The following is a 13,962-nucleotide window of genomic DNA, read 5'->3' on the forward strand; positions in this document are numbered from 1 at the left end:
GTCAGTTCTGTTCCGGCGGGATTCGCGGCGGCCGCGACGACGAACGCTGCGCGCCGGCGGTGCCCTCGCTCCTGAAGACCTCCTTGGCGATCTCGCCGATGCCGCCCAGCGTGCCGATCAGCGACGATGCTTCCATCGGCATCAGCACGACCTTGCTGTTCGGAGCCGAGCCGATCTTGGCCAGGGCCTCGGTGTATTTCTGGGCCACGAAGTAGTTGATCGCCTGGACGTCGCCCTTGGCGATCGCCTCCGACACCACTTGCGTGGCGCGCGCTTCGGCCTCGGCGGCGCGTTCGCGTGCTTCGGCATCGCGGAAGGCGGCTTCCTTGCGGCCTTCGGCTTCGAGCACCTGGGCTGCCTTCAGGCCCTCGGCCTCGAGGATCTGGGCGCGCTTGTTGCGTTCGGCCATCATCTGGCGGGCCATCGACTCGACCAGGTTGGCCGGTGGGTTGATGTCCTTGATCTCGACGCGGGTGACCTTGATGCCCCACGGATGCGCGGCCTCGTCGACGACGCGCAGCAGGCGCTCGTTGATGGCATCGCGGTTCGACAGCAATTCGTCGAGGTCCATCGAGCCCATCACGGTGCGGATGTTGGTCATGGTCAGGTTGAGGATGGCGTTCTGCAGGCCCGCCACCTGGTAGGCGGCCTGCGGCGCGCTCAGCACCTGGTAGAAGGCGACGCCGTCGACCGCGACGATGGCGTTGTCGCGGGTGATCACCTCCTGGGTCGGCACGTCGAGCACCTGCTCCATCATGTTCATCTTGGCGCCGATGCGGTCGATGAAGGGGATGATCAGGTTGAGGCCGGGCGTCAGCGTCTTGGTGTAGCGGCCGAAGCGCTCGACAGTGTAGTTGTAGCCCTGCGGGATGGTCTTGATGCCGGTGAACAGCAGCAGCAGAACAAGGACGACAAGGACCGGAATGACGACGTCGAATCCACTGAACACGGCTCTGCTGTCTCCCATGCATTGAGCACGGCGATTTTCGCCGTGCGATGCAGAAAGACTTAAGGGCGATTCGGCGTTGTTACAATCATCCGTGCCGGGATTGTTGCCGGCGATTGACGGCGACCGGCGTCGGACTGGATCAGATCCAGCCCATCAGTTCGCGCCGCGTGATGGCCTCGATCACCGCCATGCCCTCGGCGCTGTCGTTGAGGCAGGGGATGTGGGAAAAATTCTTGCCGCCGGCGTGGTGGAAGATCTCGGCGTTCTCGCCGGCGATTTCTTCCAGCGTCTCGATGCAGTCGGATGAAAAGCCCGGGTTGACCACGGCGATCGACTTCACGCCTTCCTTGGCCAGCCGCTCGACAGTCTTGTCGGTGTAGGGCTGCAGCCATTCCTGTGCGCCGAAGCGCGACTGGAAGGTGCTCATCAGCTTCTTGTCGCTCCAGCCAAGCCGCTCGCGCAGCAGTCGTGTCGTCTTCACGCAATGGCAGTGGTAGGGGTCGCCCTTGTCGAAATAGGGTTTGGGGATGCCGTGATAGGAGGCGAGCACCACCTCCGGCTCGAAGTCGAGCGTGGCAAGGTGCTGCTCGATGGAGCGCGCCAGCGCCTCGATGTAGACGGGTTCGTCATAGTAGGCCGGAACGCTGCGGATCGTCGGCTGGGCGCGCAGCTTCATCAGCGCGCGGAAGAACTGGTCGTTGGCGGTCGCCGTCGTCGTCGCCGAATATTGCGGGTAGAGCGGGAACAGCACGATGCGGTCGCAACCCTGCGCGATCAGCTTCCTGGTGGCGCTTTCGGTCGAGGGATTGCCATAGCGCATGCCCCAATCGACGATCACGTCGGGCAGGTCGCTGAGTGCGGCGGCGAGCTTTTCGGCCTGCGCGCGCGTGTAGGTGCGCAGCGGCGACTCGTCGAGTTCGGTATTCCAGATCTTCTTGTAGTTCTCGCCCGATTTTTTCGGCCGCGTGTTGAGCACGATGCCGTAGAGGATCGGATACCACAGAACCTTGGGCATCTCGATGACGCGCGGGTCCGACAGAAACTCGCGCAGGTAGCGCCACATCGACTTGGCATCCGTGCCGTCGGGGGTGCCGAGATTGACCAGGAGCACGCCGACCTTGCCCTTGCGCACGGCAGGGTGACCGCCCGGAAGCGGACCGAGCGCCTTGGCGGATTTTTCATCGATCGTCGTGGTCAGGTTCATTCGGTGTCTCCGTTGGAGCGTGCACCCGCGGCCTGGCGAAGGCCGGCAAGGAACATGCTCGAACATGTCTGTTTGGGCCTGACCCTCACGCATCCGGTGCGGATCGGCTCTTTGGGATACCTAGTAGATGGGGGCTGCCGTTCAATGTCGCGTCTGGCCGCACCCTCGTGCACAAACTCAAAGCGTCGCAGCGTCCTTTTCGCGTCCAAAAGGACGCGTGGCGCTGTAGACGACAAAGCCCGCCCGGATGCCGGGCGGGCTTCGTTCATGGCAGACTGTGCCTATCAGTTCGTTGCGGGGATTGCCAGCGTGCCGCCGATCGGGAGCCTCTTGGCCATGGCGTCGGGGTTGGCCTCGCTGATCAGCTTCCACTTCGTCGGGTCGCCAAGATATTTGTCGGCAAGACCCCAGAACGTGTCGCCAGCCGCGATGGTATGCTTCTGCCCATCGGCGGCCGCCGGTGCTGCGACCGGCTTGGCGGGGTCGACGGGCGGCGGGGTGTTGGCGATCTCGCCCGATGCGGCCGGCATTGCAGGCGCCGCCGGTGCTGCAACTGGAACGACTTCGGCAGGCTTGGCCGCCTCGGCAGCAGCCGGAGCTGCCGCCGCGATCTCCGTGATACGGCCTTCGAGCTTGGGCGTGAAGGGCCGGTTCTTGGCGAGATAGTCGGCAACGACCTGCTCGAGGCTCGGACCGTAGTCATAGGCGTTGGTGGCGTTTGCGGCGAAGAGCTTGTAGCCGTCGCCGCCCTGGCGCACGTAGTTGTTGGTCGCCACCGTATAGACCTTGGCTTCGTCGATCGGCTTCCAGGCTCCACTGTCCATCACCTCGACCGACTTGACGCGGCCGGCATTGGCGGCCACCGACTTGTCGAAGGAGTATTTCAGGCCCGCCACCTGCGGGAATTTGCCCTTGCCTTCCTCGATCTCGCTGACGCCGGCCTCGAGCGAGGCGACGAGGTCCTTGCCGGAAAGCTGGAAGGTCGCCAGCGTGTTCTGGAACGGTAGCACGGTCAGCACTTCGCCCATGGTGACCACGCCCTGGTCGACGGAAGCGCGGATACCTCCGCCGTTCTGGATGACAATGGTCACGCCCTGGTCCTTGACCCGGTCGAGGATGGCGTCGGCGATCAGGTTGCCCATCTCGCATTCACGCGCCCGGCAGCTTTCGCGACTGCCATCGATCAGTGCGGTGGTCTCCGAGACTTCCTTGTTCTTCAGATCCTCGATCGGTGCGCCGAGTTCCTTGATGCGGGCGAGAACCGCCTCGTCGGGTTTGACCGAATTGTCGAGATAGATCGGGTCGCCCTTGGCTTCCTTGACGACGCCGTTGTCGTCGAAGGTGACGGTGAACTCGCCGAGATATTTCGAGTACGACGCGGCCTGGGTGACCGGCACCTTGTAGCCCTCGGGGTTGTCGATCATCGTCGGGTAGGGCCCTTCGGCCTTGGCGTCGGTGTTCGACAAAAGCGAATGCGAGTGGCCGCCGACGACCACGTCGACGCCCGGAATCTTGGCAATCATTTCCTTGTCGCGCGGATAGCCGACATGGGTGAGTGCAATGATCTTGTTGACGCCCGCGGCCTTCAGCTTCTCGACCTCGGCGGTGATGTTTTTGACGTCGTCTTCGATGGCGATATTCGGGCCGGGCGAGGCGACCTCGGGGGTGTCGTTGGTGACGGCGCCGACGATGCCGATCTTTTGGCCGCCCACCTCGAGCACGAGCGACGGCTTGATGCGGTCGCCGACCTTGGACTGGGCATTGGGGTGCACGTTGGCCGAGAGCACCGGGAACTGGATCTTCTCCAGGAATGGCACCAGCGCGTCCTCGCCGTCGTCGAACTCGTGGTTGCCCACGGTCATGGCGTCGAACTTCACCTGGTTGAGAAACTCGGCTTCGACCGCGCCCTTGTAGGTGGTGTAGAACAGCGAGCCTTGGAAGTTGTCGCCGCCGTTGAGCAAGAGCACGTTCTGGCCTTCGAGCTTCTTGCGCTGGTCGGCAATGGCCGTCACCAGCCGTGCCGCGCCGCCGATGCACTCGCCCTTGCCCTCTTCCTCGGCCGAGCAGGTCGATTCGAACTTGTTGTTGCTCTCGATGCGGCTGTGCCAGTCATTGATGTGCAGGATGGTCAAAGTGTAGTCGGCGAAAGACGGCGCGGCCGAATAGCCGAATGCCGAAGCCGACAAAGCCGCAATTGCAGCCAATCTTTTCATGTTGAACTCTCCCGAATGACCCCCGCGAGGCATTTAACGCCTTCGCTTGACCGGAATGTTACACATTCCCTAGGGGCATGTTCACATTCCGGTTTTTCGGATGCAAGGGAGAATCTGTAGCTGGATGCCGACTTGCTTAACGCTGGCAGCGCGCAACCGGCGGGGCACCCGGAAGCGTTTGTGCCCGCCATCGCGGGCACAAGGTCATAAAAATCAGGCTGCGCGACGGGTCAAGGTGAACTGCTGGCTGGTTGAGCTGGTGCAGTTCAGCTGATTGGCCGAGATCAGCAGGCAGTTGAAGCTGATCGGCGACTGGCGGATCAGCGAGGTACCGTTGATCTGCACCGAGTTGGCGCCAGTCATGATGTAGGTGCCGTCGGAGAGCTTCTGTCCGGTGTCGGTGGCCACCGTCTGGAAGGAGCCGGCCTGGAAGGTTGAAAGTCCGGTGCCCTTGGCGTCCAGCCATGCACCCTCGACGCCGGTCGGAGCCGGTCCCACCGGCACGCCCGAAGGGCCGCTGGTCGAGCAGCCGGCGATTGCGGCCGTAAGCAGGCCAAGAAATCCGGCCGCAGCAATTTTGCGCGAAGTCGTCATCGGTAATCCTCTCCTCGGTCCGCAGCCTTCATTCGCCCGATTTGGCGTTGATGGCAAGGCTTTGGGCGGCGCGGGGATGATCAAGAATGTGCAAGCGTTGCCACAAATCATCATCTCGAAGGCCTTGATGCCGACCAGCGGCCCGGTCAGATTGACATGTGGGAGAATTTGAGTAACTTTAGTACATTGTGAAACACAAATGTTCTCCGGTCGCGTGCCGGGAACAGTCAGACGTCTCGGGGGGAGGCAACATGGACGCGTTCTTGACCGGCCTGAAATCGGCCGTGGATACGCTTGGGGCAACGGTTTTGCTGCCCATTGTCATATTCGTCATCGCAGTGGTTCTAGGCGCCAAGGTCGGCAGGGCATTCCGTGCCGCCGTCACCATCGGCGTCGCTTTCATCGGCATCAATCTGGTGCTTGGCCTGATGCTCGGCTCGATCGGCGACGTCGCCCAGGCGATCGTCACCAACACCGGCATCAAGCGCGATATCGTCGATGTCGGCTGGCCGTCGGCCGCTGCCATCGCCTTCGGGTCGTCGGTCGGCCTCTGGGTCATCCCGATCGGCATCGCGGTCAACGTCGCGCTGTTGTTGCTGCGCTGGACGCGCACGCTCAACGTCGACGTCTGGAATTTCTGGCATTTCGCCTTCGTCGGTTCACTGGCGGCCATTGCCACCGACAGCCTGGCCTATGGTCTGGTGGTTGCAGCGCTTGTCGCAGCGCTCGCACTGCTGTTCGCCGATTGGTCGGCCCGTGCCGTCCAGCAGTTCTACGGCATTCCCGGCGTCTCGGTGCCGCATCTGGCGTCTGCGCAGATCCTGCCCATCGCCATCGTGCTGAACTGGATCATGGACCGCATTCCCGGCATCAACCGCATCAACATCTCCACCGAGACCATCGAGCGCCGCTTTGGCGTGTTCGGTGAACCGGTCGTGCTCGGCCTGATCATCGGTCTCGTGCTTGGCGGCATCGCCTATTACAACGCCGGCGATTTCGGCACGGTGCTGTCCAAGGTCCTGACCACCGGCATGACGCTGGCCGCCGTGATGCTGCTTCTGCCGCGTATGGTGAAGGTGCTGATGGAAGGCCTGCTGCCGGTGTCGGATGCCGCACAGGAATTCGTGCGCAAGCGCACCGGCGACCGTGAATTGCTCGTCGGCCTCGATTCGGCGATCCTGATCGGTCATCCGGCGGCGATCTCGTCGTCGCTGATCCTGGTCCCGATCGCCATCGTGCTGTCGGTGATCCTGCCGGGCAACCGCGTCATCCTGTTCGCCGACCTGGCGGTCATTCCCTTCATCGTCGCCATGACGGCGCCGCTGCTCAAGGGCAACGTCTTCCGCATGGTCATCGTCGGCACCGTCACGCTGGCGCTCGGCTTCTATGTCGCCAACGCGCTCGCGCCGCTGTTCACCAGTGCCGCCGTGTCGTCCGGCTTCCAGCTGCCGGCCAATGCGGTGCAGATCACCTCTGTCGTCGACGGCTTCCTGTGGATCCCTTACGTGGTCATCGAGGCCGTGCAGGGGCTCGCAATCGCCGGGCTGGTGCTGCTGGCACTGGTGATTGCGGGGCTGTTCATGCTCTATCACCGCAACACTGCGGCGTGGGAGCGTGCGGCCGGTGCCGAGGACGAAGCGAATGACGCCGCACCAAGCGGCTCGCCCAAGTTCGCCACTAACGGCTGATATCTGAAACTAAGGAGCCGGCAGTCCTGCTGCCGGCTCCATATCGGAGCTTTTGAATGGCGCAAGCCCTCATCGACCACATTGCCCCCCAGGCCGTCGCCTTGGGGGTCAAAGCACAGAAAAGCGAGGAGGTCATTCGCCTGCTCGCCGGCAAACTCGAGAGCCTGGGCTATGTGCGCAGCACTTACGCGGACGCCGTGGTCAGGCGCGAGGCGACCATGCCGACCGGATTGCCTCTCGGTTATGCGCTCAATGTCGCCATACCGCACACCGATCCGGAGCATGTCATCAAGCCTGGCGTCGCGCTGGCGGTGCTGTCCGAGCCCGTCGACTTCGCCAACATGGAAGATCCCGAAGAGGCGGTTCCCGTCGGCTTCGTCTTCCTGCTTGCCATCAACGACAAGGACAAGCAGATAGACCTGCTCCAGGAAATCATGGAAACAATCCAGAGCTCCGCGACGCTGGAGGGGCTGGCGAACGCAAGCAGCGTCGACGACGTCAAGTCGCTGCTCGCCTAACTTGGAAGGGATACCCTACATGGCCAAACAGAAGACCATTCTCTTTGCCTGCGGCACCGGCGTTGCCACCTCGACCGCTGTCAACGCGACAGTCACCGAGGCGATGAAGGCGCGCGGCCTGACTTTCAACGCCATGCAGTGCAAGGCGACGGAAGTTCCTGGGCTGGCCGCCAATGTCGACTTCGTGGTTTCGACGACACCGATCTCGGCGTCGGTCACCGTGCCCGTCATCAAGGGGCTCGCTTTCCTCACCGGCATCGGCAAGGACAAGGCGCTCGACGATATCGAGGCAGAACTGCGCAAGTAGTCCGGCCTTTATAATTTGCTTCAATCAAAAAGGGCGCCTCGAGGGCGCCCTTTTCGCATTTCGGTTGCCAGCTACAGCGCCGCGCGTCCTCGTGGACGCGCGAAGGACGCTGTAGCACATTGAAACTGTGCATGATCCTTGCCGAAAATCGGTTCCGATTTTCGGGGTCATGCACTATCGCACCAGCACGTTGCGGAACTGCCAGGGATCGTCCTTGTCGATGTCTTCTTCGAACAGGCCGGGACGGCCTTCGAGCGGAGTCCAGTCAGTGTAGTAGCCGTTGACCGGGCCGAGGTAAGGCTGCTGCACTTCGAGGCAGCGCTTGTAGTCGGTCTCGTCGGCCTCGACGATGCCGGCCTCGGGGTTTTCCAGCGCCCACACCATGCCGGCGAGCACCGCCGAGGTCACCTGCAGGCCGGTCGCGTTCTGGTAGGGGGCGAGCTTGCGCGCCTGTTCCAAAGACAACTGCGAGCCGAACCAGTAGGCGTTCTTCGCATGGCCGTAGAGCAGGACGCCGAGTTCGTCGATACCATCGACCAGTTCGTCTTCGTCGAGGACGTGATGGACCGGCTGCGGCTTGCCGGCGGCACCGAACATCTCGTGCATCGACAGCACCGCGTCGTTGCAGGGATGGTAGGCGTAATGGCAGGTCGGCCGGTATGTCACCTTGCCGTCGTCCGAACGCACGGTGAAGAAGTCGGAGATCGAGATCGCCTCATTGTGGGTGACCAGGAATCCATATTGCTGCCCCGGCGTCGGGCACCAGGTGCGCACGCGGGTATTGGCGCCGGGCTGCTCTAGATAGATCGCGCCCTTGTTGCCGTGCTTGAATTCCCTGGCGTTTGCGGGTTTCCACTTTTCGTGCGTGCCCCAGCCGAGTTCCGAAGGTTGCAGGCCCTCGGAGATGAAGCCCTCGACCGACCAGGTGTTCCAGAACACGTTCATCGGCTTGGGGTTCTTGGTGCGCTGGGTGTCGCGCTCGGCGATGTGGATGCCCTTGACGCCGGCCTTCTCCATCAGTGCGGCCCAGCCCTTGCGGTCGTGCTGTGCCGGCTCTTCGAACTCGATGCCGAGATCCTTGGAGAGGTTGACCAGCGCCTGCTTGACGAACCACGAGACCATGCCCGGATTGGCGCCGCAGGTGGAAACCGCGGTCGTGCCGCCCGGATGCTTGCGCCGTTCGGCAAGCAGCGTCTCGCGCAGCGCGTAGTTGGTGCGCTCGTCATTGCCGGCCTTGCTGTCGAAATAGAAGCCGAGCCACGGCTCGATGACCGTATCGATGTAGAGCACGCCGAGCTCGCGGCAGAGATGCATCAGGTCGACCGAACCGGTATCGACCGACAGGTTGACGCAAAAACCCTGGCCGCCGCCCTTGGTCAGGAGCGGGGTCAGCATTTCCTTGTAATTATCTTTGGTGACGGCTTCCTGCAGGAAGGCGATGCCGCGTTCGTCCGCAATCTTGCGGTTTGCGTCGCTGGGATCGATGATCACCATGCGCGACTTGTCGAACTTGAAATGGCGTTCGATGAGGGGGAGCGTTCCACGACCGATCGAGCCGAAGCCGATCATCACTACAGGGCCTGTAATCTCACCGTAACTGGGCCATTTGTCATTCGCCATTTTCTGGGGCACTCCTTCCATACAGAAATAGCCGGGCCATTTTTGACCCGGCTTCACGGTCTGAACCATACATGCTTGTCACAATAAAGCGAATCCGGCGGCCCGTTGCGGCCCAATCCGGACGTTATGCCGCTATGGTTACTCCACCTGCGCCATTGCGTTCAGAAATGCCACCAGCCGGTCGCGGTCGGCGGCAAGGCCCTTGTAGTCGAGCTGATCACGGTCGAGGCTCATGAGCTGTTCGGCGAAAGAGCCGGCCAGCCGTGCGCGGTCCTCATGGCGGGCAAGTACCGCCAGCGGGTCCACATAGATGCGGATGGTGAACAGGATGTCGCCCGAAACAGGCAGCTTCCTGAGTGTCTGCCGCTCGACACGGATGAAGGCGTTTCCACTGACGTCAGCGCCGGGGAATGCCGATTGGGTTTCGGACGAGCGGGCGACGCGCTGGAGCATCGAAAGTGGATGATAGAGGTCGGCATCGGCCTGGATCGACCAATTGAAGCGTTCGACCAGCACGGCGAGCTTGTCGAACATGCGCGCAATCAGCTCGGCCATGCGCGTGCCCGGCCCGAAGCCGGGGACCGGCCGGTGGATGTCGTGCATCGCCAGCCCGAATTTTTCCGTCAGCTTCCACGACGAGGGGAAGCACAGCGATCCGGCCGCCAATCGCCAGCCGTTTTCGCCCGGCCGCATCAGGATCAGGTCCTCCTGCACCAGCTTCGAGGCGGCGACCAGCGGATTGTCGCCGGGGTTTTGGACGTCGATGCTCCGTCCGGTTCCGGCGATGGTGCAGCGGCCGCCGTGGAGCCTGTAGGCCTCGGGGAAACGCTCGGTCAGATGTGCGACCAGCAGATCCAGCACTTCCCGCTGGGCGCCACGCGTCTCCGGCTCGGCAACAAAGACCTTTCCCGGGATCGTTTCGTAAAGCCTGTCCTTCTCGGCCAGATAGGCATCGAGATGGCCGTCGAGCTCGATCCAGTCGCGCGGCTCGGCCTGCTTCAGGCCGATGGCGAAGGGCTTTGAGGTGCCGTCATAGGGCGTGTGGGTAATGGCGGCGGTCATCGCAACCTGTCGCATTTAGAGATACGACTGACTTAGCCTGCGGCAAGCGTTGCGACAATCTCGGGTCATTGGACCAGCTTGGCCGCGATCAGCCCGCGCAACGAGTTGCCGATCCAGATACCCGTGGCGCCACGGAGGTCGTCGGCATTCAGGACAGCCTCCACCGCCGCGCCCTTGTCGATCATCTCGCCGCGAAGCACGCCGGCCAGCAGGCCGCTAGCAAGCGCGGGCGTCTTGAGCGGACCGCCGTCACCCATGTCGACAAAGATGTTGGTGATAGTGCCTTCGCAGACTTCGCCCGCCTCGTTGAGCAGGATCACCTCGTCGGCCTTTTCGCGCGAAAACTCGGCGCGGGCGCGATCATAGACCTCGCGGCGCGTGGTTTTGTGGCGCAGGAGCGTGTCGGTCGAGGCCAGCCGCGTGGCCGCGATGCGTAGCGTCCACACGGTATCGGTCGCAAGAGGCACGAAAGCTTGGGTGGTGATTTCCGCCTTGCCTTCAGCGGAGAGTGCGAGCCGGACCCGGAGCGGCACCTCGCCGCCGACTGCACTCAGCAGCACGTTCTCCAGAGACGTAGCGTCGAACGCAAACCCAAGCGCCTCGGCCGAAGCCGCGAGCCGGGCGAGATGGCGGTCGCCGCGCAGGAAGCCGGTGTCCGGCTCCCAACGCATCGTTTCGATCAACTCGAAGCCGGCACCGAGCCGGTCGCGAAGCGCGCTTTCAGAAGGCATTCCGCATACTCCGCTTCGTCAGTCGAATCGAACACCACGCCGCCGCCGACATTGTAGACCGCCTCGCCGTCGGGGAAGAGCGTGATGGTGCGGATCGCCACGCTGAACCGCATCGGGCCGCCGGGCGCGATCCAGCCGATGGCGCCGCAATAGACGTCGCGCGGGGTGCCTTCCAGTTCGCGCAGGATTTCCATCGCCCTGATCTTGGGCGCGCCGGTGATTGAACCACAGGGGAAGAGGGCGGCGAAGATGCGCTCGATCGAAAGTCCTGGCAGCAGCTTCGCCCTGACGGTGCTCACCATCTGGTGCACGGTCGGATAGCTTTCGATGCGGAACAGTTCGGGCACGTCAAGCGAGCCGACCTCGCTGATCAGCGAGATGTCGTTGCGCAGCAGGTCGACGATCATGCGGTTTTCCGCCTGGTTCTTCTCGTCGTTGCGCAGGAATTCGCGGAGCGCTGCGTCTTCCTCCGGCGTCTGGCCGCGCGGGGCGGTGCCCTTCATCGGATGGGTTTCGATCCAGCCCTGGCTATCGACCTCGAAGAACAACTCCGGCGAGCGCGACAGCACCACCGGCCCGCCGAGCGAGACCAGCGCACCATATTTCACCGGCTGGCGGGCAATCAGCGCGTCGAAGGCGTCGAGCACTTCGCCGGACCATTGCGCGCGAACCGGAAAGGTCAGGTTCGCCTGGTAGCAGTCGCCCTGGCGCAGATGCTGGTGCAGGCGCTCGAAGCGGCGGGCGTAATCGGCTTGCGACCATGTCGCACGGGCGTCGAAGATCGGGCCGTTGCTGGCGGCATTGCTGGAAGGCTGCCGGTCGCGGTCCGACGGCTGGTCGAAGACGCCAAGGCAGACCAGCGGCGCGCGCCGTCCCTTGGGTAGCAGCGGCCTGAGCTTCGGTTCGAGCAGGTAGCCGGCCTCATAGGAAAAATAGCCTGCGAGCCACTTGCCCTCATTGCGCGCCTTCTCGGCGGCTGCGAGTGCGGGGAAGAAATCTTCGGCACTATGCGCGACGATAATCTCGCGCGGCGCTTCGAACAGCACCTCGCGACCGGCGCGGTCATCCCGGAACAGGACGAAGGGAGCGGAAATGTCTGCCATGATGTCAGCGGAGCGGGCCTGCTCAGTCCAGCGCTTCCAGCTCGTCGATCAGGCTGCCGATGACGGCGAGACCCTTCTGCCAGAAGGCGGGATCGGTAGCGTCCAGCCCGAACGGCTTCAGAAGCTCGGAATGGTGCTTGGTGCCCCCGGCGCGCAGCATCTCGAAATACTTCTCCTGAAAACCGTGCTCGGCATTTTGGTAGACCGCATAGAGCGAGTTCACCAGGCAATCGCCGAAGGCATAGGCGTAGACGTAGAAGGGCGAATGGATGAAGTGCGGAATGTAGGTCCAGAACACCTCGTAACCGTCGCGCAGCTTGATCGCTGGTCCCAGGCTCTCGGCCTGCACCTCCAGCCAGAACTGGCCGATCTGGTCGGAGGTGAGTTCGCCGTTCTTGCGCTCGGAATGGACCTTGCGCTCGAATTCGTAGAAGGCGATCTGGCGCACGACCGTGTTGATCATGTCCTCGACCTTCTGCGCCAGCATCGCCTTGCGCTCGCGCTTGTCGGTGGTGCGCTCGAGCAGAGAGCTGAAGGTCAGCATCTCGCCGAACACGCTCGCCGTCTCGGCCAGCGTCAGCGGCGTCGAGGCCATCAGCGCGCCCTGGCCGGCAGCCAGCACCTGGTGCACGCCGTGGCCGAGCTCGTGGGCAAGGGTCATGACATCGCGCGGCTTGCCCATGTAGTTGAGCAGCACGTAAGGGTGAGCGGACGGCACGGTCGGGTGGGCAAAGGCCCCCGGCGCCTTGCCCGGGCGCACCGGCGCGTCGATCCAGCGGCGGTCGAAGAAGGAGCGGGCGATGTCGGCCATATCGGGCGAGAACTTGCCGTAGGCGGTCAGCACCGTGTCCTTGGCCTGGTCCCAGCCGATCGTCGCCTGCGGCGTCTCGGGCAGGGGGGCGTTGCGGTCCCAGTGGTTCATGGCCTCCATGCCGAGCCACTTGGCCTTCATAGCGTAGTAGCGGTGCGACAGGCGCGGATAGGCCTCGCGCACGGCGGCGGCGAGCGCGTCGACGACCTCGCGCTCGACCCGGTTGGCGAGGTGGCGGGAGTCGGCGATGTCCTGGAAGCCGCGCCAGCGGTCGGAAATTTCCTTGTCCTTGGCCAGCGTGTTGGTGATCAGCGTAAACGTGCGCAGGTTCTTGCCGAAGGTCGCGGCCAGCGCCTCGGAGGCCGCCTTGCGCACCGCGCCGTCTGGGTCCTGCAGCTTGTTCAGCGCCGGCTCAAGCGCCAGTTCTTCGCCGGCGACGTCGAAGCGCAACTCCGTCATCGTTTCGTCGAACAGCCGGTTCCACGCGCCGCGGCCGGTGATCGACTTTTCGTGGAACAGCTGCTCCACCCGGTCCTCGAGCTGGTAGGGCTTGTCCTTCCGGAGGTCGAGCACCCATGGCCGGTAGTGGCCGAATGCCGGATCGGCATCGAGCGCCTTCATGATCAGCGCGTCGTCGACCAGGTTGAGTTCCAGCGCGAAGAACAGCAGATGCGCGCTGGCATCTGTCATCTTTTCCTGGATGTCGCCATAGAGCTTGGCGCGCTTGGGGTCGGAGGTGTCACCGGCATAGACCAGCCCGGCATAGGAGACGACGCGGCCGATCAGTTCCTCCAGCGCCTCATAGGCCCGCATCGCCTCGCCGAGCTTGCCCGCGGCACCGCGCTCGGCTTCCGTCGCCAGCGTTCCCTTCCAGCGTGCCTCGAAGGAGGTGGCGTCGACTGCGGCCTGTTCGAGATCGCGTCCCAACTCCGGCGCGTCCATGCTTGAATAGAGGTCGGTGAGGTCCCATTCGGGCAACTCGCCGAGCCCTGCCGCGCCCCTGGCGGAAGCGGTGGCCGACGTCTCAGGCCCGAAATTCCAAACCATCGCCTAGTTCCTTCGCTTGCCTTGGCCGGTCGGCGCACATCCTAAGGGATTCGTTCACCGGCTTTCTTGAAACCTTATTTAGAACCCTGTGCCACGATGATCCACAACCGATCGT

The 13,962-nt window shown here is 63.4% G+C and carries 12 protein-coding genes; 3 read left to right on the forward strand and 9 right to left on the reverse strand.

The window, feature by feature from the left end; translation table 11 throughout:
* Position 1: 1 nt before the first annotated feature.
* From ABSY17_RS07780 to ABSY17_RS07795, 4 genes are all read right to left on the reverse strand, one after another.
* Complete coding sequence (locus tag ABSY17_RS07780) at positions 2 to 967, reverse strand: SPFH domain-containing protein (protein ID WP_378948829.1); 966 nt, start codon at positions 965 to 967, stop codon at positions 2 to 4.
* A gap of 121 nt (positions 968 to 1,088) precedes the next feature.
* A complete protein-coding gene (gene hemH / locus ABSY17_RS07785; protein ID WP_378948832.1) occupies positions 1,089 to 2,153 on the reverse strand; it encodes a ferrochelatase in 1,065 nt (354 codons plus the stop codon).
* A 284-nt stretch (positions 2,154 to 2,437) separates the two neighbouring features.
* A complete protein-coding gene (locus tag ABSY17_RS07790) occupies positions 2,438 to 4,366 on the reverse strand; it encodes a 5'-nucleotidase C-terminal domain-containing protein (RefSeq protein WP_378948835.1) in 1,929 nt (642 codons plus the stop codon).
* A gap of 213 nt (positions 4,367 to 4,579) precedes the next feature.
* Positions 4,580 to 4,960, reverse strand: a complete 381-nt coding sequence (locus tag ABSY17_RS07795; RefSeq protein ID WP_378948838.1) for a hypothetical protein — start codon at positions 4,958 to 4,960, stop codon at positions 4,580 to 4,582.
* 251 nt (positions 4,961 to 5,211) lie between these two features.
* Here ABSY17_RS07795 and ABSY17_RS07800 point away from each other — a divergent pair, with 251 nt between their 5' ends.
* Genes ABSY17_RS07800 through ABSY17_RS07810 form a run of 3 tightly spaced genes read left to right on the forward strand, consistent with a single transcriptional unit; the run spans position 5,212 to position 7,473 of the window.
* Positions 5,212 to 6,648, forward strand: coding sequence for a PTS galactitol transporter subunit IIC (locus tag ABSY17_RS07800; protein ID WP_378948841.1), 1,437 nt, complete (start codon positions 5,212 to 5,214; stop codon positions 6,646 to 6,648).
* 56 nt (positions 6,649 to 6,704) lie between these two features.
* Positions 6,705 to 7,166, forward strand: coding sequence for a PTS sugar transporter subunit IIA (locus tag ABSY17_RS07805; RefSeq protein WP_378948844.1), 462 nt, complete (start codon positions 6,705 to 6,707; stop codon positions 7,164 to 7,166).
* A gap of 19 nt (positions 7,167 to 7,185) precedes the next feature.
* Positions 7,186 to 7,473, forward strand: a complete 288-nt coding sequence (locus tag ABSY17_RS07810) for a PTS sugar transporter subunit IIB (RefSeq protein ID WP_378948846.1) — start codon at positions 7,186 to 7,188, stop codon at positions 7,471 to 7,473.
* A gap of 174 nt (positions 7,474 to 7,647) precedes the next feature.
* On the opposite strand, the gene ABSY17_RS07815 is transcribed toward ABSY17_RS07810, so the two are convergent.
* The 5 genes from ABSY17_RS07815 to ABSY17_RS07835 form a co-directional block, all read right to left on the reverse strand.
* A complete protein-coding gene (locus tag ABSY17_RS07815; RefSeq protein ID WP_378948849.1) occupies positions 7,648 to 9,093 on the reverse strand; it encodes a homospermidine synthase in 1,446 nt (481 codons plus the stop codon).
* Between the two features lie 138 nt (positions 9,094 to 9,231).
* The gene (locus ABSY17_RS07820) at positions 9,232 to 10,155 is read right to left on the reverse strand and encodes a DUF3445 domain-containing protein (RefSeq protein WP_378948852.1); all 924 of its coding nucleotides are present in this window, start codon (positions 10,153 to 10,155) and stop codon (positions 9,232 to 9,234) included.
* Between the two features lie 65 nt (positions 10,156 to 10,220).
* The gene (locus tag ABSY17_RS07825; RefSeq protein ID WP_378948855.1) at positions 10,221 to 10,886 is read right to left on the reverse strand and encodes an aminotransferase class IV family protein; all 666 of its coding nucleotides are present in this window, start codon (positions 10,884 to 10,886) and stop codon (positions 10,221 to 10,223) included.
* Positions 10,835 to 11,989 carry an aminodeoxychorismate synthase component I gene (locus ABSY17_RS07830; protein ID WP_378948858.1) on the reverse strand — a complete coding sequence of 385 codons (1,155 nt, stop codon included), beginning with the start codon at positions 11,987 to 11,989 and terminating at the stop codon, positions 10,835 to 10,837. The genes ABSY17_RS07825 and ABSY17_RS07830 overlap by 52 nt, the downstream gene beginning before the upstream one ends.
* Before the next feature lie 22 nt (positions 11,990 to 12,011).
* Positions 12,012 to 13,847: a M3 family oligoendopeptidase gene (locus ABSY17_RS07835; RefSeq protein WP_378948861.1), complete on the reverse strand. Its 1,836-nt coding sequence runs from the start codon at positions 13,845 to 13,847 to the stop codon at positions 12,012 to 12,014.
* Between the last annotated feature and the right edge of the window lie 115 nt (positions 13,848 to 13,962).

Source organism: Mesorhizobium sp. ANAO-SY3R2 (assembly GCF_042466635.1).
Lineage (GTDB): Bacteria > Pseudomonadota > Alphaproteobacteria > Rhizobiales > Rhizobiaceae > Aminobacter.